The sequence below is a fragment of the Aliivibrio sp. A6 genome, assembly GCF_028765505.1.
In the GTDB taxonomy this organism is placed as follows: Bacteria; Pseudomonadota; Gammaproteobacteria; order Enterobacterales; family Vibrionaceae; genus Aliivibrio; species Aliivibrio finisterrensis_A.
This window is the reverse complement of the sequence record NZ_JARACR010000009.1, coordinates 1-21,352: the sequence shown is the minus strand read 5'-3', so window position 1 is coordinate 21,352 and position 21,352 is coordinate 1. Positions and strand designations below refer to the sequence as shown.

The window sequence follows — 21,352 nt, the reverse complement described above, 5'->3', positions numbered from 1 at the left end:
ACGCTTGTAGATAGAAAAATAATTAGTCATTATATCAACATAAAAAATCACTCATGGATGATGTATAGTGAAATTTCGTAGTACTGCTTTAGTAAAAGGCTTCCGCCAGTCAGCTCCCTATGTCAATGCTCATAGAGGAAAAACCATTGTCATCATGCTTGGTGGGGAAGCCATTGCCGATCCTAATTTTGCGAATATAGTTAATGATATCGCCCTCCTTAACTCATTAGGGTTACGAATTGTCATCGTCTATGGCACTCGCCCACAAATGCGTTCATTACTAAAGCAAACAGAACATCACGCCCCTTTCCATAAAGGAATACGCATTACCGATGAGCAAACGCTAGAGCTTGTAAAGCAGATAGCAGGACAATTACAGCTCGACATTACCGCTCGCCTCTCAATGAGCTTAAATAATACGCCAATGGCAGGAGCACAAATTAACGTTATCAGCGGCAATTTTGTTATTGCTCAGCCTCTAGGTGTTGATGATGGTATTGATTATTGCCACAGTGGCCGTGTTCGTCGAATCGATACCCAAGGGATCAATCGAATGTTAGACCAACAATCTATTGTTCTACTTGGCCCGGTTGCGAGTTCTGTCACCGGTGAATGTTTTAATCTTTTATCAGAAGATGTCGCCACTCAGTTAGCTATCCGTTTAAATGCCGACAAGCTCATTGGTTTCTGTTCAGAACAAGGGGTTCTCAATGAAAAAGGACAAATTTTAGCGGAGTTATTTCCAAGTGAAGCTGAAGAGATCCTTCAACGTCTTGAAAAAGAATTAACACCAGAAAATGGAAAACTCACGGGCACAATGCGCTTTTTAAAAGGGGCGATTTCTGCATGTAAAGCTGGGGTTCCTCGTAGTCATTTAATTAGCTACAAAGAAGATGGGGCGTTAATTCAAGAGTTATTTTCTTTTGATGGTATTGGTACTCAAGTGGTAATGGCGAGCTCTGAGCAAGTTCGGGATGCTGAAATTGATGACATTGGTGGCATATTAGACTTAATTCGTCCATTAGAAGAAGAAGGTATTTTAGTTCGCCGATCTCGTGAACAGTTAGAGCAAGAAATTGCACAATTTACGATTATTGAAAAAGATGGGTTGGTCATAGCATGCGCCGCTTTATATCCTTTCCCAGAAGAAGGAATGGCAGAAATGGGCTGTGTTGCTGTTCATCCTGATTATCGAGATGGTGACCGTGGTGTAACCTTACTTAACCGTTTACGCACTAAAGCAAAACAGTTCAAATTATCACAACTCTTTGTTCTTACCACTCGCAGCCTTCACTGGTTTAGAGAGCAAGGTTTTATTGAGGTAGAGGTTTCACACTTACCAATGACAAAGCAGAAACTGTACAACTTTCAGCGTAAATCGAAAATTTTAGTATTAAAGACTCAATAATAAACAAAGGCCGCAATGGAGTGATTCCGTTACGGCCTTTATTATAAAACGAGTAAGCTTAAACTCTAGTGACCAGCAGTGTTAGAAAATAGATTAACGACTAATACACCAGATAGAATAAGAGCTATTCCTGCTATTGCTGGTAAATCTAGTTTTTGCCCATAAGCGAAATATCCGATACCCGCAACTAAGACAATCCCAGCTCCACTCCATATCGCGTAAACAATTCCAACAGGCATACTTTTGACAGTAATTGAAAGCAAAAAGAATGCAATAGCATAACCAACACCAACAATTAAGCTTGGCGTTAATTTGGTAAATTGTTCTGTTTTAGGAATATAAGAGGTAGCTATCACTTCTGAAATAATAGCAATAATAAGCGCCATAGCAGGCGGCATTGAAATAAGTAACTTAAACATATAAGTGAACGCCTTAGACCCAATGTAATCAATCATCTAATTTATAACATTGGAATAAAAACAGAATATCCGGCATTCCTTCCGAATTTTAGAGGCGTAATTATAAGCATTTATTTATTCTTTACTAGAGCTAAAGAAGAAAATCATTATTACGTATATGAAATAATACAGCGGTTAATATTTACGTTATCAACCACTGTCATTTGCTTAACTCATCAATGATGTTAAGCCACTATTTCTTTGAGTTTTAACCATAACACCTCGAGCCACCACTTTTTCTGTTGCGAACAGATCGAGCTTTTTCTTCGCACGAGTCACACCTGTATAAATTAACTCACGCGTTAAGATTGGACTAAACTCTGCGGGTAGCGCCAATACTGTATGTTCAAATTCAGAGCCCTGAGATTTATGGATCGTCATGGCATAAACGGTTTCATGCTCAGGTAACTGGCTTGGTAACACACCACGAATTGAACCATCTGGCATATCAAAATAAACACGTAAACGCTGATCAACAGGATCTGGCATCGCAATACCAATATCACCGTTATACAAACCGACACCATAATCATTTTGCGTCACCATGACAGGACGACCTGAGTACCAAATTTCATCACCATGAGGAATTAAATCGGATTTCTTCAGCGCTTTTTCAATACGTTGATTTAAACCAACAACGCCGAAATCCCCTTCTCGCATTGCACACAATAATTGAATTTGGTTAAAGGCTTTTAATGCAACTTCTGGTTTATCACCTGCGTGAATATGACCTAAGTAACTGCGATAACCATTGACCATCATTGTAATCATTGCATTGTAGCTATCATTGCTTAAATCATGAAAACGAATATCTGAGAACCCTTTGGCCCATACAGCTTCTACTTTAAATTTACTGCCTTCATTAATGGCTTTGGCAAGTTGTCCAATACCTGAACGCGCATCAAAACGGTAACTCTTTTGCAGCATACATAAGCTATCTGCAACGGCGTTATTATGTGACTGTGCCGGTAGATTAAAGCCAGTTAGTTGAGATAATTGCTGAGCTTGATTCTGACTGTAACCCATTTTAGTAAACTGACAAATATCACCTAACACCGCTCCCGCTTCAACCGAAGCGAGTTGATCTTTATCGCCCAATAAAATAACACGTGCGTGTTCAGGTACCGCATCGAGCAATCGAGCCATCATAGGCAAATCGACCATAGACGCTTCATCCACCACCAATACATCAAGATGTAACGGGTTGGATTTGTTATGACGAAAATCCACTTGATTGGGAATATAGCCAAGCAGTCGATGCAGTGTACTCGCATCAGTCGGGATCGCTTCTTTCACTTCTGGTGCTAAACCAATGGATTGTACCGCCTGACCAATGGACTCAGTCAAACGCGCCGCGGCTTTACCCGTTGGCGCAACCAGTTTAATCGCTATGTTTTTATTATCCTGCTGAGCTTGCGTCACTAAGGAGGCCAAAAGCTTAGTTACTGTGGTTGTTTTACCCGTACCTGGACCTCCAGAAATAACAGAAAATCGACGAGTTAACGCCACTGCTGCTGCTACTTTTTGCCAATTAACACAGTGGCTATTTGGAATTAATTGATCTAACGTTTCGAGTTCTGAAGATTTGGTCGCGGCTAATAACACCGTATCAATCGCCTGCCAATCAAGATCATCTGATTGCACAACATCAAGCATATCGCACACTAATTGTTGGCGAGAAACTTGATTGTTATTCTCTAATTTTTTTAATGCTGAAAATAAAAAATGATACTGACGAGCAAACAACTCATTCAATGTATTCGATAGCTGAGGATTTACCGCCACACTTTGAGCAGCTTTAGTAATACGGTTAGACACACGTTGCTCAAATGCCCAGTAGCGTTGTAAATACAAGCGAGTACCATCAAAAGCTAAAGGAGTTGCCTCTGTGCCATTTGAGACGGTTGATGCATTAATTAATTGTTGTGCCCAAGCGCTTCTTTCTGGGACTAACTCTAATAGCGCATCACGATATTTTGCGGGAAGAGTAAAGAGCTCCCCTTGCTCTATCTGCTCAATATCAATACATACATGACCACGACCTAGCTCATGACTCGTAATGGCTGATAGCAGCATAAGTAAATTACTATCACTGTTTTTTTCTTGCTGAGCGATAAACTTGGCAAATTGAAGATCCAAAGGGCGTAGCACGCCATGATCCATTAAGTGTTGTAATTGCTTAAGCATCAACTGTTTCTCCATCTACCAGTTTCTCTAACTCTTCTAACAAAGCTTTACTCGGTTTTGAATAAAATACACCGTTAGAATTTGCATCATGCCCTTCATGTGTCTCTTCAACACCACGCAAGAAAATATAATACGCACCACCAAAGTGGGTATCGTAATCATAATCAGAAATACGGCTTTTTAAGAATCGATGAAGCGCTAAAGCATATAACTGGTATTGGAAGTCATAACGATGATCTCGCATTGCCTCAACTAAGGCATCGCCACCGTAACATTCTGGAGAGTCTCCTAGATGATTTGATTTCCAATCGAGAACGTAATATTTGCCCTCATGCTCAAACACTAAATCGATAAAGCCTTTTAGCATGCCGCTAACGGTCGAGAAGCCAAGTTCCCCCGCTCTCGCAGACACTTCATCATGCTTCGCTATGGTTTTATTTACTAAACTTGAGTTCAGTAATTTAATAGGAAGTAAAAACTCCATTTCAACCAAGCGTTGAGCTGGGCCTTTACTTGCCAAACGTAAATTCTCACCATCGAGTGGACAATCTAACACTCGTTGCATCATGTTTTGAACGACCTCTAGCCATTCCACATCGTAATTTTCTTTCTCTAGTAGCTTAATGATGATTTGCGTATTTTCTTCACTGTTAATTGGTTGAGTAAATTCAACCTCTTCAAACAATGAGTGTAAAAACGTACCCGCTCTCGCTCCACGAGGGAAAGTAAATATGGTGCGTTCAGGCTCTAAATCCAACTCTTTATCGTCTTTATCTTCTGCTGAATCGATATCTAAATTAATAAGCTCTAATGAAGCATCATTATGGTGATTGCCTTGTTTGACTAATCCAGAATAACTGGTCATCCACCAATTACTTTTCACAGGTTCAATTAACTTATTAGCGTACAGTTCAATATGCTCATCTTGAACCTCTTGATACAGCTCATCGGTGATGGTTTGAGGTGATTGGATCACCATAGGCGAATTGCCTGCAATCAACTTTTCTAAACAGACTTGCAGCTCTTCAACATTACATTCGTCTGCCTGTTGAATGAGATAACCTAACCCCGATAAATGCACACCCGTTGGTGGTTTTTTAGAAATACCTTTAGTGATAGGAGCCATGCCGATATAACAAGCATAAACCGCACGAGTCAGCGCTACATAAATCAAACGTAAATCTTCGGCTAAACGCTCTTTCTCTGCTTTTTCGACAGAATCATCTTCTTTTAGTAAATCTAGCACCGAATAACGATTCGTTTCATCATAAAAACTGACTTCACCTTTTTTGTCTATCGCACGATATGAGCAAACAAAAGGCAAAAAGACTAAGTCATATTCCAATCCTTTCGATTTATGGATCGTGACAATTTGCACCAAGTTACGCTCTGATTCTAAACGTACCGTCTGCTCTTCTGAATCACCATTAGGTTCTGAAATAGACTCAGACAACCAACGTAATAAACCATAATCACTGTCTAAAGTTTGACTGGTTTGTTGCAGTAATTCGCCGATATGCAATAAATCAGTCAGTTGACGTTCACCGCCATTTTCAGCTAATAAACGCTCTGAAATACCTTGTTGGGTAATGATTTGATGCAACATCGGCATGATACCGCGCTGTAGCCAATGCTTACGATAGGCACGAAACTCATTAACTGCTTGCTCCCACTGCATTTCATCGACATTAAACTGGTGCAATTGATCCGCAGTATAAGCAAATAATGACGATGCTAATGCTGAACGAACCGCTCGCGCATCCGTCGGTGTCATTGCCGCTTGTAATAAACGCAATACATCTTTCGCTAATGGAGAAGAAAATACACTATCACGGTTAGATAAATAAACACTGGCGATACCTTGTTTTGATAAGGCTTCACGAACTAATTTACCTTCTTTACCAGTACGAACCAGAACCGCAATATCACCCGCTTTGATGGCTTGTTTTTTCTCTCCGTTTTGTAAATACGCAAAGCCTTGTTGCGCCCCAGTCAAAATAGTTTGAATTTGTGCAGCGGTTGATTCTGCCATCACACGCTGATAACTGGTTTTATTTACCGGGTTACCATCTTTACTCTCTTGCAACCAAAAGGTCATCGCGGGTTGAGTTTGATTCTCTAACGCCCATGATTTTTGCTCGGCATTAACAGGATTGAATTTTACTGGGTAAAACGGAATATCATCGTCGTACAAAAAAGGCTGTTTGCCATGTTCAAAAATACGGTTTACTGACGACACCATATCTGCGGTTGAGCGCCAGTTAGTATCCAAGGTGTAATGATCTGCAACTTGGCGACGCGCTTGAATATAAGTAAAAATATCTGCGCCACGGAAAGCATAAATCGCTTGTTTAGGATCACCAATCATAAATAAACCACACTGTGGCTGATCTTGATAAAGCGTACTAAAAATCGAATATTGCAGCGGATCGGTATCTTGGAATTCATCGATCAACGCCACTGGATATTGCTCACGGATTTTTTCTAGCAATAAGGCGTTCTCTTGATTTTCTGTCGCTTGAGATAATTGAGTAAGCAAATCATCAAACGATAACCAATTTTTTTGCTCTTTCGCTTGCTGCAAAGTTTTACGACATTGATGAATCGCTAATGAGAGTAGTGGCTGCTTGATTTCTAATGGCTGAGCCAAAAAATCATCAATGAGTGTAAATACGGCGTGCTCTGGAGCTTCGCCTTTTTTGGTTTTTTCAATCAATAATTCTTGAGAAAACTTTTCTAGCTTATCGTGTACTTGCAATGAGGTGGTTGGGTTATTGGCCCACGATGACACTTGCTCTAACCAATTAGGTAAATTCTTTTTGGTGTAGCTGCGTTTATCCACACCCGAACCTGAGATCAAGGCTTCAAAATCTACACAATGTGCTGACCACTGTTTTTTTAATTCATCAATACGAGCAATGCCTTGCTGACAAAATTCTTCTAATGAACTCTCAAGAGGCTCAACGGTTAAATGTTTTGGGACACCGGTAAGACTATTGCCCATATCACCCAATAAAGCAGATGGACTTGACCAACAATCATAAACACTTTCAGCCACCATTTTTGGTAGATGATAAAAACTGCGACGCCAAAAATCCGCAGCCACTTGATGCATTAATTTCGCTTGGTCGGTAACAAATTCACTCTCAAATTGCGCACCAGACTCAAAGGCATTTTGAGTTAGCATACGTTGACAAAAACCATGAATGGTAAAGATTGAAGCTTCATCCATGCTGCGTTCAGCATTCAAAAGGATCTGCGCAGCTGATTTATGATCACCAATAGAAGCCAACAGTGGATCAATAACCGGATCACCGCTCTTATAATCATTATTATGAACAGCACGAGCAAACGCTAAACGAGCATCATGTATTTTTGCTCGGATACGCTCTCTCAACTCAGCCGTTGCCGCTTCTGTAAAAGTTACTACCAATATTCTATCTACGGTTAATTCTTCACTATGACGGCTATTTTCCTCGCCATGTCCCAGCAATAAACGTAAATACAAACTGGCAATGGTAAATGTTTTACCAGTACCGGCTGAAGCTTCAATTAAACGTGTCCCATGCAAAGGAAACGTCATTGCATTCAATTGATTTGGAGCTGCGATTGTCGTCATCGAACATCACCGTTTTAAACATCAACATCCTGTTTTTACAAGATATCTGTGTGATCCATATCGTAATTCATTGGGAACAACGATAATAAAATTAATAAAGCTATCAATGTGAGATCTTTCTCACGGTTCACTTTTTATGCTTTGTTACACTCAGCGCCAAATTATACCAACTCAAATAAGCAATCGCTCATTCTTGCTTGTTAAAATCGATTATAATTGCGTTATAAATTTTGTAATTAGACCCACTAGTTCCTTCAATTTATGCCTTATTTTAATCAATTTTTCCTGCGCAATAATCTGAACAACTGCATATCTGAATTGGTATTACAAAGAGCTCATTAAATGTGCACTTGTAATCAGGATTCGGTCAACCTCTGACCTGTGGCCGTACAGCGAACGCCCTACACTAAAAATGATTTACTGGCGGCCACCCTACTTTCTACTGATGACCCACCGTTACCCTTTATAACTTTTCTTTCTCGCTATGCAACAATGCATTGCGTAACACCTTTTGAGCATTATCAAAAATAGCCTGACCAAAATCATCATTCCATTCTGGCCACATACGCATGACATAATCATTGCTATTTTCGCCCGCATAACGAGTACCATTGTATTCATCTGCCATTTTTTTCAGGGCTTTTTGTTGCGTTTCTTCGTCATCACTCCACACACCTTTTTTATCAAAATGCGCTTCAAGCCCTGCTAATGCCGCTTTTGGTAAATAAGGCAATGGTGCACAGTTACCCGAAATATAAAGGCTTAATATAGTCTCTAATTCTTGGTACGCTTTTTCTTTCTCAATAGCTTCAAAATGATAAATTGCATCTGTACCAAATAGGTGAGTAAATTGCTGCTGGCCCATAGCACACAAACATAGGTGATCAATCCAGGTTGCTAAAACTTCATGTGAACGAATTTTACCGCCACGATAACGCAGCATCCCTGCCTGATAACGCTGTTTTAACCAACCTTGCAGTTCCATTTCACCATGAGGGAAACTAAAGCGTAAACGCACTTCTTGATCGTCTAATGGTAACGTCGTTAATGGTTGAATATGGGTCACTAAATCTTTAACGGTGTTCACTTCTTTATCTGCAGCTATCTCACCAAAACTACCAATCGGTAATTTTCCTTGGGCTTTTTGCTGCTGATAAAAATCACGAGAGATTTGAGATATATGGTTAGGATCATCATAGGCCAATAAGTCCTCCAGTAGATCCGATTTCATACCATAGCCAGTACGACCATCGATGGTAAATGGCTCATCATCTTCAACTCGATTCTCTACCGTTTCAAAAAATACTTTTAAGCCACGATTAAAGAAATAAGCGACAGGTAAACGCCAAAAACGTTGCAGTTCAGTCAACTCTAGCTCTTTTGTTTCGGGTGCATACACTAATGGCGCAGTCTGAAATTCAGGTGCCGCGGCCCCTTCTAATTTAGCTGTGGGTAACCACTCGCTTGCATAGCTTGTGTTATCACCAATAAAACTTTGTTGGCTATAAGGAACCAGAGGGTGTTCTATGGTTAATTGCTTAACCAAGCGTTTTGCGGATGCTTCAGGATTTAACTCATTATCTCCCTCTAGGCAATAACCTTGCTGGCAATATTCAAGTAACTCACTGACTAATACTGACGGTGCTTTTTCTGTGTTATCGCGAATTGAACGCCCAATATAACTTAAATAAAATGCTTTATTTGCCGATTGCAGTGCTTCTAAGAACAGATATCTATCATCATCTCGACGTGAACGGTCACCCGGTTTCATGCGTTTTTGCATTAAATCGAAACCTTCAACAGGCATGGTTCGCGGGTAAGACCCATCCGTCATCCCAAGCAAACACACCACATCAAATGGAATAGAACGCATTGGCATTAAAGTACAAAAGTTAACTTGCCCGGCTAAGAATCGTTGACTCGCTTTACCGCCAGATAAGTTATTTTTCAGATAATTATTAATAATTGGTGCAGAGATTGATGCATCAAAACCCGCATCTTCTAAGTTCTCTTCTAGCTTTTGCAGTTGATCTCGAATGCTTTTAACGACCAATTCACCTTCTAATTCAACATCTAAAAAATCATCCATTAATTGGTTGATGGTGGTTCGCCATGTCGTAATTGTATGCGGTTGGCCTAGGATGATCTGATAAGTCAAAAGCTGATCAATAAACTGCGCTAAGTTACCGGCAATTTCCGCATTCATGCCCTGCACTTGTTCGTAACTCGCCATGCCTTCGAATAGCCCAGCACCTTGCTCCATCGCATAACCAAGCAACATGCGTTGAATACCAAATAACCAAGAGTTTTGATTGTGTTCAGGAAGATCAAACTGTGCAGATGTGCTGTTATCTAATCCCCAGCGAATACCGGTTTCTTCAGCCCAGCGTTTCACAATTTCAAATTGCTCGGCATTGAATTTAAAGCGAGACATTACCGCAGGAACTTCAAGCAAACTCAATAATTCCGAAAGGCCACAGCGATTCTCAGGCAGCGCCATTAAGCTCATAAAAGCCAACAACACTGGGTTTTCTTGCTCGGCACTTTGGTCTGAAATGGCAAAAGGAATATAACGGTCAAAAGCCGCATTACCAAAGACCGCTTGAATCGCTGCACTGTAAACATTGATATCTGCCACCATCACGATAATATCGCGCGGCTTTAAGTCTGGGTCATTAGCAAACATATCCAATAACTGATCGTGTAAAACCTCGACCTCTCGCATTGGACTATGGCACGAATGCAAAAGAATGGAACGATCATTAGAACTGATTGACTGTTTATGCTGACTGTTATCAAGCACATCATCACGACTGCGCTCTTCAAGATTTAAAATATCAGACTGAATGGAGTGCAGCAGATTATCGTTATCAACGTCGACAAAGGCATCAATCTCCTGTGCTTCCATTTCTGATAATAAACAAAGGTTATCTCTGCCTAATTTCCCCCACGAGGCAAGCAAAGAATTCCCCACTTCAGAAGTATGTAATTCATCCTCAAAATTCGCATCAAGCGATCCTTTTAATTGTTCGGAATCACCAATATGCTCACTATGATCATCTAGCCATTTAACTTGCAGGCGATTACGGGCTTCTAAACGAGCAAGGTATTTTCTGTCTCGAATTTCTCCCCAGTAATAACGGCAAGGATTGGTAAACATTAAATGCACATCAATATGCTGACCTAACGCCGCAAGCGCATCTAAATAACGAGGAGGAAGTGAAGTAATGCCCACCACAAACAAACGCTTAGGCATCCCTTTTGGCAAGGTGCCCGTTTGCAAATAGTTATCTAACGTTTCAATAAAGTGTTCAAACATATTGGCACGATGATAAGGCGAATGACCAAGCGCTAAGGTTTGATCATATAACGCTCGCCATAAAATAGGCTGCCAAGGGTGTTCACCTTCGAGATCTACGACCTCTTCACCCGCTTCCCACTTTTGGATCCACTCTGGGCGAAATACTAAATATTGGTCAAAGATATCGGCAATTTTTGCAGCTAATTGGTAGCACTTAAGTTGGTTTTCATCATTTTCTAAATAGCGCTGTAGAGGTGCAAATTCATCTTGTTTTAATAACTCAGGTAATAATGTCACTATCTTCCAAGTCATCGCTTCTTTATGGAAAGCACTGCGCTTTGGCACATCATCAAGTACCTGAGTAAACAGATCCCAAATAAAAGTAGCAGGAAGAGGAAAAGTAAGGTTAGCGGCAATACCTAACTCTTTTGCGAGTTCGATTTTAAGCCATTGTGACATGCCCGGACTTTGAACGAGGATCTGCTCATGCTCAAATGGGTTATCTAGAGGGTTAAGACGAATTAATTCAACGACAAGTGATTTAAGAACATCAAGTTGATTTGAATGATAAACAGTAAACACACCCAGCTCGCTTATAAAGAAATGAAAGTCTCTATAGCTTAACGTAACTGGATGTGTTTTAAGAGAAAAAAAGCGTATTAATTAGTGTGCATGTTTAGGACTTACTAAACGATTTGCCATACGAGTAATTGGACGATAATGCGCTAAATAATGTGCAGCGACATAACTCACGACACAAGTAGCAACCACTAACTCAACTACCGCCAATGTTCTTACTTGGTATACATAATTAGTAGCAACACCTTGAGATAGCATCCAGTTCGCGGTTTTAAATAATGCCGTTGCACCAATCACCATAGGGAAGGTAAATGCAGCATAACCTGGGCTAAATGGTAATCTCATTAATTTAAAGAAAGCCATGTAAATTACGCTTGTCATTAACACAGCAATACCAAATAGAAGTGCAATAATCACAGGTGATGGTGAAGCTGTCACCGTTAAATAACCTGCTAACGATAAACTTGCTGGTGCCGCCATGATTGCGATGGTTGGTTTTGCTGCATCCGGTACTTCATGACTAAAAATCAAACGATAAATCATAATTGGTAGCATGATTGCATAGATAACCAAACCAAACATAAGAACCCAATGTGCGACAGGTGCTAATGCTGGATTACCTGAAAAAGAAACATCAGCAACCACTAAACCTACTGGTGGAACAAACCAACTAGGCACCATATGATGCAATTCAAAATCTTTTGCTCTGTGGTAAATAAAAGAGACTAAGAAAATAATATGAAGTGCGATTGCAGCAAGCCATAACGCATCCCCAGCCGCTGGATAAAAATGACCAATGCTACTAGATACCACCATTGTGCCCATAGCAAAAGTTGGAGCAACACTACCTACAACAGGATGAGCAAGTTCGCTCCATAATACCGTTGGGTGTAATAAAAATTTAATCGCTAATACCAGTAATAATACTGAAGCGATTGCTGCTGAGATCCATTGCGCATAGCCATTGAGCGGCAATGCATTTTCCCAACACCAACCTAGACTTGCAATCCCAAGAGCTAACCCTGCCATTGGCGTTGGAGCACCTGCTACTTTTTGTTTTGTGTAATTAAGCATGACATTGTTCTCTTTACTATTTAACGATGAAGCTATTTTACTTCTTGCTAAGCATTAATAAAATTTGAATAAACTTAAGGTTACGTTAATATTAACTAAACGACTTAAGGTTTATTTATTAGGACTTCCTGTCATGAGAATTTCACTAAAACAGCTCAATGTATTTACTGCTATTGCCCAAGAAAAAACAATGACTAAAGCAGCAGAGCGACTTTTCATCACTAAGCCTGCAGTGAGCCTTTCGCTTTCTGAGCTTGAGAAAAACCTTGGTTACAAAGTTTTTGACCGTGTAAATAATCGATTAGTGTTAAATAGTGAAGGCCGCCAACTTCTTCCTTTAGCAGACGAATTACTAGAACGAGCAGAGGCTATCGAGCACCAATTTACGGCAGATAGTCAGTTGACGGGTTCCTTAAACATTGGCGCTAGTGACACCATTGGTAATCACATTGCGCCGGTATTACTCAGTCAATTTCAGCAGCAACACCCTTGCGATATTCAGCAACTGTTTATTTCAAATACTGCACAAATTATTAATCGACTGCTAGAGTTTCAGCTTGATATCGGTTTGGTAGAGGGTAAAGCGCATCATCCCAAACTAAATATGATTGAGTGGCAATCTGACGATATGTATATAGTGTGCGCCCCTTCTCATCCTTTGGCAACTAAGAATCAAGTATCTCTCGATGATTTAGATCATTCGACATGGTTACTACGAGAAGAAGGTTCGGGTAGCCGTGAATATTTTATTAATCATATCGCCGCTAATTTAAATGATTGGCATGAATCATTACAACTTCATACAACTGAGGCTATCATTAATTGTTGTTCTGAAAACATGGGATTAGCATGTATTTCTCAACTCGCAGCACAAAATGCCATTAATGATGGACGCCTAGTTAAAATTTCTTATGAAAAACGATTAACTCGCCAATACTGGTTACTACTTCATAAAGAAAAATATCAAACACCCTTATTACAACAATTCCTCGCTTATTGTGAGGAAAGTTAACTCTATCTAACTTTCGTTTCTCTAAGTGGACACATAAGCCTGCTTACTGTATAAAACACCAGTTAATTAAATAGGAGAGACGACCATGGCTGTTATCGTCAAATATGTAGTTGAGCGCAACGGAGAAGAGAAGATGACTTTTACCTCTAAATCGGAAGCCGATGCTTATGACAAAATGCTTGATATCGCAGATGAGATTTTTACTTTTCTAGGCGAAAGTGAATTAATTGAAGATGAAGCAAAACAAGAAGAGATGTCTTTATATCTTGCAAAACATAAAGAAGATCTGCTTGTTGCTCTTGGTGCTAAACGTAAACCAGCACCTAAAAAAGCAAAGATTGAAGCAGTAAAAAACGAAGAGTCTGACGCGGCTTAATTCTACAAAAAACACATTTTAAAATATAAATAGCAGCTTAGTGAGCTGCTATTTTATTTTCAACTCCCTAACGATTAATCCCCTTTTCTTACACTTTTTCTCCCTGCATCGTAAATATTTCTTACTTTCGCCCTTCTATATCACAGCAACTCTCTTTATGATGTGAAGTAAGATTTATTTTTAAATACTCATAATTATATGGAAATGGAGAATCATTACATGGCTCATTTTGCTCTTGCCTTTGGTACCGCAACAAAAAACCGCGACAATAAAATCATTGAAGCATTTTTCCCACACCCAGTATTAAACCCTTCTGAAGCACTAGTTAACTCTATTGCTCAAGCAAGTGGTTATGCTGAAGGCAACCAAGCTATCGAAATTTCTTCTGAAGTTTGTACTGAACTTGCTAATGCATTTGCCGCAAACGGCGATATTGCAAACGCAGCATTTGCAGAAAAAGCAGTTCAATCTAAACAACCTCTTGTTCTTGTTGTGCTAGCGACTGATGAGCAACCTCAATCAGTTGCTGAAGGTTTCTTAAAACTTCAACTTATCTCTAACCGTTTAGTTAAACCACACGGTACTGTACTTGATGGTATCTTTGGTCTTCTACATAACATCGCATGGACTAACCAAGGTCCAATCGATTTACCTGAACTTGCTGATCGTCAAATCGAAGCTCGCCTAGCTGGTGAAACACTAACTGTAGATTGCGTTGATAAATTCCCTAAAATGGTGGATTACGTGGTTCCTACTGGTGTTCGTATTGCTGATACTTCACGTGTTCGCCTAGGTGCTCATGTAGGTGAAGGAACAACAGTTATGCACGAAGGTTTCATCAACTTTAATGCTGGTACTACGGGTGTTAGCATGGTTGAAGGCCGTATTTCTGCGGGTGTTGTTGTTGGCAATGGTTCAGATATCGGCGGTGGTGCTTCTATCATGGGTACACTTTCTGGTGGCGGTAAGATGGTTATCTCTATTGGTGAGAACTGTCTACTTGGTGCTAATGCCGGTCTTGGTTTCCCAATGGGTGATCGTTGTACGATTGAATCAGGCCTATATGTTACTGCTGGCACAAAAGTAAGCATGCTAGATAATCAAGGCAAAGAAGTTGAAATTGCGAAAGCTCGTGATCTTGCTGGTAAAACAGACCTTCTATTCCGTCGCAACTCTATCACTGGTCAAATCGAATGTTTAACGAATAAATCTGCGGTTGAACTAAATAGCGAATTGCACAGCAATAACTAATTTTTAGTCTAATGGCCTGAGTATATTCATGCTCTATTCATTAAGACCAAGATAGTATTATGGCCAGTAACTAAATAGTTGCTGGCCATTTTTTATTTATATAGGAAACTCAATGAGACTATTACTTGCTTTATTACTGCCTTGGTTACAGTTTTTCACGATAGGTCGTCCATTTAGCGGCATCATTTGTCTTATCTTACAAATAACTTTAATCGGTTGGATCCCTGCAGCTATTTGGTCGGTTTATGCGCTAAGCCAATATAAAACCGATGAAAAAATTAAAGACGCTTTTGGGCGATAACAATTAAATCCCAAAAGCACAGAATTTATGTCCTATAAGTAATCACGCTTTTTTCAATGGTTTGAATAAGTAATTCTTTGAGCCATTGATAGCGTTTGTTTTCTTTATTTCTTGTTTGCCAAATCAATTGAATATCAAACTCCCCCACATTAATTGGAGGCTCTGAATGCACTAATTTTTCAGAGAAAAGATCTAATTGAGCCATCAACTCAGGTACCACACAAATTAAATCTCTTTTTTTCATTAAATGTCTGATGGTTAAAAAATGTTTAGATGCCACGCTAACAGCACGATTCACACCTAACGCTTTTAACTCTTTATCTACCCCTGTTTTTAATGCTCCATCAGGGCTGACTAATGCGTGAGGCAAAGAAATATAATCATCAAGACTGATTGGCGTGCTAAACGGGTGCCGCTGTCCATCCCACATACATACGTGTTTTTCTGTGTATAACGTTTGATATTGAAATTCTTTCAACTCAGGTTTCATACTTCCGATAACCAGATCTAATGGTTCTGAATCAAAACGATCTTGATAGTTAGCTTTATCTACCGTAGTAAAACAAAGTTGTGCATTTGGTGCTAATCGATGAATGGCATCAAAAATATCAGCGGCAAAAAGAAGCTCTGCGTAATCCGTCATCCCTATTTTAAAAGTACCAGTAAACTCACTCGCTTCAAACGTATCCACCTTTAAAATATCACCAGAGATCGTTTGTAATACTTTATTAACTAAAGGATATAATTGAATCGCTTTTGCTGTAGGGATCATTTGATGTCCTTGTCTTTCAAACAAAGGATCATTTAATAGTTCACGTAAACGAGCAAGGCTATGACTCATCGCTGATTGACCCACAAACAATTTATTTGCAGCTAGTGAAACGCTTTTGGTTTCCATTAAAGTGCTAAAAGCGACTAATAAATTTAAGTCTACCGCCTTCCAATTAATTTCATTCATAGTTAATAGTAATATAATCGATTTGAATAATTTTATAGTAACTCGTAATCTTGAACTCATCAAAATTGAATATCCAAAATTGGATCACACATCAAAAGCTGAGTAGATTATGTTTGAAATATTTAAACGATTTTTTTTATTAGGTTGGGTAAGCTTTGGTGGGCCAGCTGCTCACATTGGTTATTTTCGAAATGAATTTGTTCAAAAACGTGGATGGATTAGTGAAGAAGAATACGCTCAATTAATCGCATTAAGTCAATTTTTACCAGGTCCGGGCTCAAGCCAAGTAGGTTTCGCGTTAGGCTACCACCGCAAAGGTCTTTTAGGTGCTTTATTAGCTTCAATTAGCTTTACATTACCGTCTATTCTTATCATGGTATTACTTGCGAATATCAGTCACTCATTTTTTGGTAATGCTGTTTTTGAAGGCGTTATTCATGGCTTAAAACTACTCGCTGTCGTCGTCGTAGCTGATGCTATTATGGGGATGTATAAAAGCTTCTGTAAAGATAAACTCACGATCCTACTTTGTATAATGACAGCAACATTATTACTTGTTGTGCCATCTATCACCACTCAATTAATCGCGTTATTGATTGCAGCACTGATTGGACGCTTTTACCTAAAATCAGATGATAAAGAGCAAATTGAACAAGACTCAAAAGGCATCAATTGGCTCCCTCTCATTATTTTTGCTTTATGCTTTTTTGTATTACCAGCAGTTATCAGCCATTCACCACTACTTGGTTTATTTTCAGACTTTTTCCAAGCCGGTAGTTTAGTATTTGGTGGCGGTCATGTTGTACTACCATTACTACAAAATATTGTTGGCGACCAAGTCAGTACTGACAGCTTTTTAACAGGTTACGCTGCAGCCCAGGCTGTTCCTGGCCCTATGTTTACCTTTGCTACTTTCTTAGGTTACGAGCTATGGAGTGAGCAACCAGTTCTTGGTGCTTTAGTAGCAACTGTTGCTATTTTCTTACCTGGCTTCTTATTGGTTCTTGGGGTATTTAACCACTGGCAAGTGCTTGCTAAAAAACCAGCTCTTTCTGGGGCAATTGTTGGGATTAATGCTGCCGTTGTAGGTTTACTGATCTCTGCTTTATATGATCCTGTCTTTACCAGTGCTGTAAATTCTGGTTTAGATATGGCTTTAGTTATCATTGGTTTTGCATTGTTAAAGGTATTGAAACTTCCTATTATTGGATTGGTTAGCTTCTTTATTGCTGCTGGTGCTCTACTGCCTTTTGTTGGGTGATTAATGAATAAAAAGGTGGGTTATTATAAATACTCACCTTTATTTACCAACATTCATTAGGGCTTGCCACATTAAACTGATTAAGCGTAATTTCATTATAGGTATTGCTGGCACAGGTATCATTTCGTTGTTCATTTTTAGGTACAGCTTTAATTGTGTAGGTCGTAGCGGTCAAATCCTCGAAACTTAACGTATACTTATCTAATTGCGTACTACAAAAAGAACACGTTCCCCCGCTGACTATTGATGATGCAATACTAGAATAACTATTTATATACTTCTCCTCGATTTCTAATTGAATCTTTGCGATGTCCGCCAATACTGCAATTCTATTCGTTTTTAAAATATGATGTGTATATGTAGGATAAGCAATGGCAGACAAAATACCTATAACTGCAATTACAACCATTAATTCGACCAATGTCATACCTCTTGTATGATTACGTTTAGAATTACATTTATTTATTAGAATCATTTCCATTTATCCTCTATATAGCATCTTTATATTTTTAATACTTGATATAATTTTCGCAAGCATTATTGCTGCTCTATCAATAAGTTACAAAGGAAATTGAGAGATGAATCGCGGGTTTACCTTACTAGAGCTTTTAATTACGGTTACCGTTTTAGCAATCCTATTATCTGTTGCAGCCCCAAACTTCAATACCATAAATAACAGTGTCAAAATGGAACGTTTAGCAACAGAACTCAATGGGTTTTTAATTCAAGCTAAATCAGAAGCTGTACTAAAAAATAAAGATTTATGGGTTCATATTTCATTTCCTAAAACAGAAGAAAGTAAGGCTGGTTCATGGAATTTAACATTAAGAGATTCATCAGCTCTTTCTGGAAATATGATTGCTTATTTAGATGGTAGTAACTTCAAAGGCATAACCTTAAAACATACATATACACATCAAAAAACAAAATTTGAAGGAATACGAGGACGACCAGCTCCAGGTTCATTTAGCTTCCATCCAAATGCTGACACAACAAAAGAATTAAAGGTTCTTCTGTCTAATCCACCAGGCAGAATTAAAATATGCTACGACAATACAAGTGGAACTCTTTATGGCTATAACTCCTGTTCATAAATATAAACAGCAAGGCGCCTCTCTGATTGAACTTCTTATTGCCTCCTTTATCGGAGTTATTGCTATCAGCCTTGTCGGCTCTATTTTTATTAATGGTCAACGTGTAGCAAAAGAACGGGGACTAGAACTCCTACTAATACAAAATTTAACTAGCACGATGCAAATAATAAAAGAAGATATCCAAAGAGCTGGCTACGATGGTTCTGATGGACAATCGATTAAATTATCGGGAGCCGTAAATGTTATAGAGATAACCTCAGACAGTGTTGGTTTTGCATATCATCGAAGAATGTCTGGCGCACAAAAAACATATCAAAACATCGTATATAAGTACTCTCCAGTAGATAAGAAATTAAAAATTTGCGAAGAAAAAACGCTTATAAATAATCGAAAAGAAATATCTGAAATTGGTGATTGCAATTCACTTTTTGACTCAAGAAATATACATGTAACTGCTTTTTCAATAGTTAGCACCCCACTAGTCACGAGCGCTGCTATGTCATCCATTATAGATATTCGACTTGATGCAAATTTAGTGAATATACCAACAATGACAAAAAGCTTGAGTTTCAGTGCAAAACAAAGGAATTGGCAATAATGAAGATAAATAGTGAAAAAGGTGCCGTTGTTCTAATAATGACCTCACTGCTTATCCTAGCTGCTTTAATTTTATCTTTAGGCACTTATAAAAGTACTTTTTATCAAATCAAAAGATCGCAAAATGAAGTTTTAGCAAAACAAGGTCACTGGAGAGCTGAGGGAGCTATTGAGTGTTTATTTACTTTTATTAGTGAGACTAAAACTGAACCATCTCTTCTATCAAAAAATAACAGCTCAACAGAATATGATAATTTAAAATCCGGCTGCGGTATCAACTCTCCGATTGAGAGCCTTTATGCAAAAGCTGTATCTTCAGCAAGCTCAGTAATGACTTATCAACTAACCTATGAACAACATAATAAAGAGCTGATTAAAAAAAGTATTATACCTAAAATTACTTATGGGGATGGCGCAATACAAGCTAGAGGTAATCTAATAATAGATGGGTCCTTAAATGTCTATCCAGACGTTACAGGTGATAAAATTGATGATAAAGATAAATGTGTTGCGATTAAATATACTGGATACATCGATTATCGATTCTCAGGTTCTGGATTAAAAACGCTAAACCCTGAAGATAATGGCCCATACGATGGCTATAAAGGAACATGCCATACGTCCACAAAATCAAATATTAATATATCATCTAAAACAGATGATCCAACGACCTCCAGTAACTTTCTTTCTGATTATATACAAGAAACTCACTATGACCCATTTGAGGCGTTTTTTCAAAAACCTCGCTCCAAATTAGCAGAAATAAAAAATGAATATACCGTCATTAGTGGTAGCAAAATAAATTGTGACGATCTAATTGCTAATGCGTTTGCTAGCAGCGATAAAGTATGGGTAATCGGCAATTGTGACCTCGGTGATGGACATTCACTAACATCATTACCAAAAACACCTCGAAATCTTGTGGTTGAAGATGGCGTTCTTGGGATTTTCAGTGCTGTAAATTTTTATGGATCAGTCTATCACCTATATCACCATGCACTAGGTCTAGACTTAACGACCAATTGGGATGGTATGGTTAGTGCCAACACTCTAACAAGCGATGATAAAAAGACAGTTTCTCACTTTCAAGCTGGAGCCTTTGTTCCAACGGGTGGATTAATTCTAGATACTCCAAACTCCTCGACATTACTTAGAGGATCTATCGTATTTAAATATAAAAGGGCAGCCCGTAAAGAAGAATATAATAATTTCATTTGGCAAAAAGGGTCTTGGAATGATCTCTAAACAAAAAGGATTTAGTCTTCTTGAAATCATGATTTCATTTACCATCATTGGTATTGGTGCTTTAGGGTTATTAAAATTACAAACATTTATCGAACTTAAATCCGAATATGCAACCAGAAGTATTGAAGCTCTCTATAACGCAGAAACCCAATTAGAAAAGTTTCGTAGTCGCTCAACCTCTGGCGCTGGTGAAACTATTACTTATAATTCAATTAATACATCGTCAGACGAAATTACAACCAATGGTGTTACATATACGTTAGCTTGGAATGTGGATAACATAATTTCAGCCTCGGCAAAGCACATCACAATATCTAGCGCTTGGGACACAAGACATGGAAATAAAGAGTTCGTAACCTTAGAAACCATCATATCTAAATACAATGAATTTGATTAATAATTAAACATAAGAGTAATTCGACATTTGAACTCCCAACACGCGTGTTCTTATGGTGGGGGAATCCGCTGCTCTTTTCTCAATCTGCAAATAGCAAAAAGGCTCATATCTTTCGATATGAGCCTTCTTTAATATGGCAGGGGTGGAGAGATTCGAACTCCCAACACGCGTGTTCTTATGGTGGAGGAATCCGCTGCTCTTTTCTCAATCTGCAAATAGCAAAAAGGCTCATAC

General features: G+C 38.8%; 17 protein-coding genes. 10 read left to right on the top strand and 7 right to left on the bottom strand.

What is annotated here, in order from left to right; genetic code table 11:
* Window positions 1-67: 67 nt before the first annotated feature.
* Window positions 68-1,408 (top strand): amino-acid N-acetyltransferase, encoded by a 1,341-nt coding sequence (gene argA, locus PVK70_RS07335; protein ID WP_130047282.1) that lies wholly within the window; start codon window positions 68-70, stop codon window positions 1,406-1,408.
* A gap of 65 nt (window positions 1,409-1,473) precedes the next feature.
* Here the strand turns inward: argA and PVK70_RS07330 are convergent, their stop codons facing one another.
* The 5 genes from PVK70_RS07330 to PVK70_RS07310 all read right to left on the bottom strand — a co-directional run bounded on the left by PVK70_RS07330 (window position 1,474) and on the right by PVK70_RS07310 (window position 12,626).
* Window positions 1,474-1,806 (bottom strand): DMT family transporter, encoded by a 333-nt coding sequence (locus tag PVK70_RS07330; RefSeq protein WP_207216408.1) that lies wholly within the window; start codon window positions 1,804-1,806, stop codon window positions 1,474-1,476.
* Window positions 1,807-2,034: 228 nt separating this feature from the next.
* Window positions 2,035-4,053, bottom strand: coding sequence for an exodeoxyribonuclease V subunit alpha (recD, locus tag PVK70_RS07325; RefSeq protein WP_130047284.1), 2,019 nt, complete (start codon window positions 4,051-4,053; stop codon window positions 2,035-2,037).
* On the bottom strand, window positions 4,046-7,672 hold the full coding sequence (recB, locus tag PVK70_RS07320; RefSeq protein WP_130047285.1) for an exodeoxyribonuclease V subunit beta: 3,627 nt from the start codon (window positions 7,670-7,672) through the stop codon (window positions 4,046-4,048). The genes recD and recB overlap by 8 nt, the downstream gene beginning before the upstream one ends.
* Before the next feature lie 463 nt (window positions 7,673-8,135).
* Window positions 8,136-11,555, bottom strand: a complete 3,420-nt coding sequence (recC, locus tag PVK70_RS07315) for an exodeoxyribonuclease V subunit gamma (protein WP_130047286.1) — start codon at window positions 11,553-11,555, stop codon at window positions 8,136-8,138.
* A gap of 81 nt (window positions 11,556-11,636) precedes the next feature.
* On the bottom strand, window positions 11,637-12,626 hold the full coding sequence (locus PVK70_RS07310; protein ID WP_130047287.1) for a TDT family transporter: 990 nt from the start codon (window positions 12,624-12,626) through the stop codon (window positions 11,637-11,639).
* A 133-nt stretch (window positions 12,627-12,759) separates the two neighbouring features.
* On the opposite strand from PVK70_RS07310, the gene PVK70_RS07305 reads away from it, so the two are divergent.
* The 4 genes from PVK70_RS07305 (at window position 12,760) to PVK70_RS07290 (ending at window position 15,566) form a co-directional block, all read left to right on the top strand.
* Complete coding sequence (locus PVK70_RS07305) at window positions 12,760-13,638, top strand: LysR substrate-binding domain-containing protein (RefSeq protein WP_130047288.1); 879 nt, start codon at window positions 12,760-12,762, stop codon at window positions 13,636-13,638.
* 85 nt (window positions 13,639-13,723) lie between these two features.
* Window positions 13,724-14,014, top strand: a complete 291-nt coding sequence (locus PVK70_RS07300; RefSeq protein ID WP_130047289.1) for a YebG family protein — start codon at window positions 13,724-13,726, stop codon at window positions 14,012-14,014.
* 219 nt (window positions 14,015-14,233) lie between these two features.
* Window positions 14,234-15,265, top strand: coding sequence for a 2,3,4,5-tetrahydropyridine-2,6-dicarboxylate N-succinyltransferase (gene dapD / locus PVK70_RS07295; protein WP_130047290.1), 1,032 nt, complete (start codon window positions 14,234-14,236; stop codon window positions 15,263-15,265).
* Between the two features lie 112 nt (window positions 15,266-15,377).
* Window positions 15,378-15,566 carry a YqaE/Pmp3 family membrane protein gene (locus PVK70_RS07290; protein WP_005417846.1) on the top strand — a complete coding sequence of 63 codons (189 nt, stop codon included), beginning with the start codon at window positions 15,378-15,380 and terminating at the stop codon, window positions 15,564-15,566.
* Between the two features lie 25 nt (window positions 15,567-15,591).
* On the opposite strand, the gene PVK70_RS07285 is transcribed toward PVK70_RS07290, so the two are convergent.
* On the bottom strand, window positions 15,592-16,584 hold the full coding sequence (locus PVK70_RS07285; RefSeq protein ID WP_130047291.1) for a LysR family transcriptional regulator: 993 nt from the start codon (window positions 16,582-16,584) through the stop codon (window positions 15,592-15,594).
* Window positions 16,585-16,633: 49 nt separating this feature from the next.
* Here PVK70_RS07285 and chrA point away from each other — a divergent pair, with 49 nt between their 5' ends.
* Entirely contained in the window at window positions 16,634-17,785 is a 1,152-nt protein-coding gene (gene chrA / locus PVK70_RS07280) for a chromate efflux transporter (RefSeq protein ID WP_130047292.1), read from the top strand.
* A gap of 43 nt (window positions 17,786-17,828) precedes the next feature.
* Here chrA and PVK70_RS07275 read toward each other — a convergent pair whose 3' ends face one another.
* Window positions 17,829-18,266 (bottom strand): type IV pilin protein, encoded by a 438-nt coding sequence (locus PVK70_RS07275; protein WP_130047293.1) that lies wholly within the window; start codon window positions 18,264-18,266, stop codon window positions 17,829-17,831.
* Window positions 18,267-18,363: 97 nt separating this feature from the next.
* Between PVK70_RS07275 and PVK70_RS07270 the strand changes: the two genes are divergently transcribed.
* From PVK70_RS07270 to PVK70_RS07255, 4 genes are read left to right on the top strand one after another with little or no spacing between them, the layout of a single operon-like run.
* On the top strand, window positions 18,364-18,879 hold the full coding sequence (locus PVK70_RS07270; RefSeq protein WP_130047294.1) for a GspH/FimT family pseudopilin: 516 nt from the start codon (window positions 18,364-18,366) through the stop codon (window positions 18,877-18,879).
* Window positions 18,857-19,477, top strand: coding sequence for a PilW family protein (locus PVK70_RS07265; RefSeq protein WP_130047295.1), 621 nt, complete (start codon window positions 18,857-18,859; stop codon window positions 19,475-19,477). The genes PVK70_RS07270 and PVK70_RS07265 overlap by 23 nt, the downstream gene beginning before the upstream one ends.
* Entirely contained in the window at window positions 19,477-20,721 is a 1,245-nt protein-coding gene (locus PVK70_RS07260) for a hypothetical protein (RefSeq protein WP_130047296.1), read from the top strand. Before PVK70_RS07265 ends, PVK70_RS07260 begins: the two co-directional genes overlap by 1 nt.
* Window positions 20,711-21,118, top strand: coding sequence for a type IV pilus modification PilV family protein (locus PVK70_RS07255; protein ID WP_130047297.1), 408 nt, complete (start codon window positions 20,711-20,713; stop codon window positions 21,116-21,118). The genes PVK70_RS07260 and PVK70_RS07255 overlap by 11 nt, the downstream gene beginning before the upstream one ends.
* The last annotated feature ends 234 nt before the right edge of the window (window positions 21,119-21,352 follow it).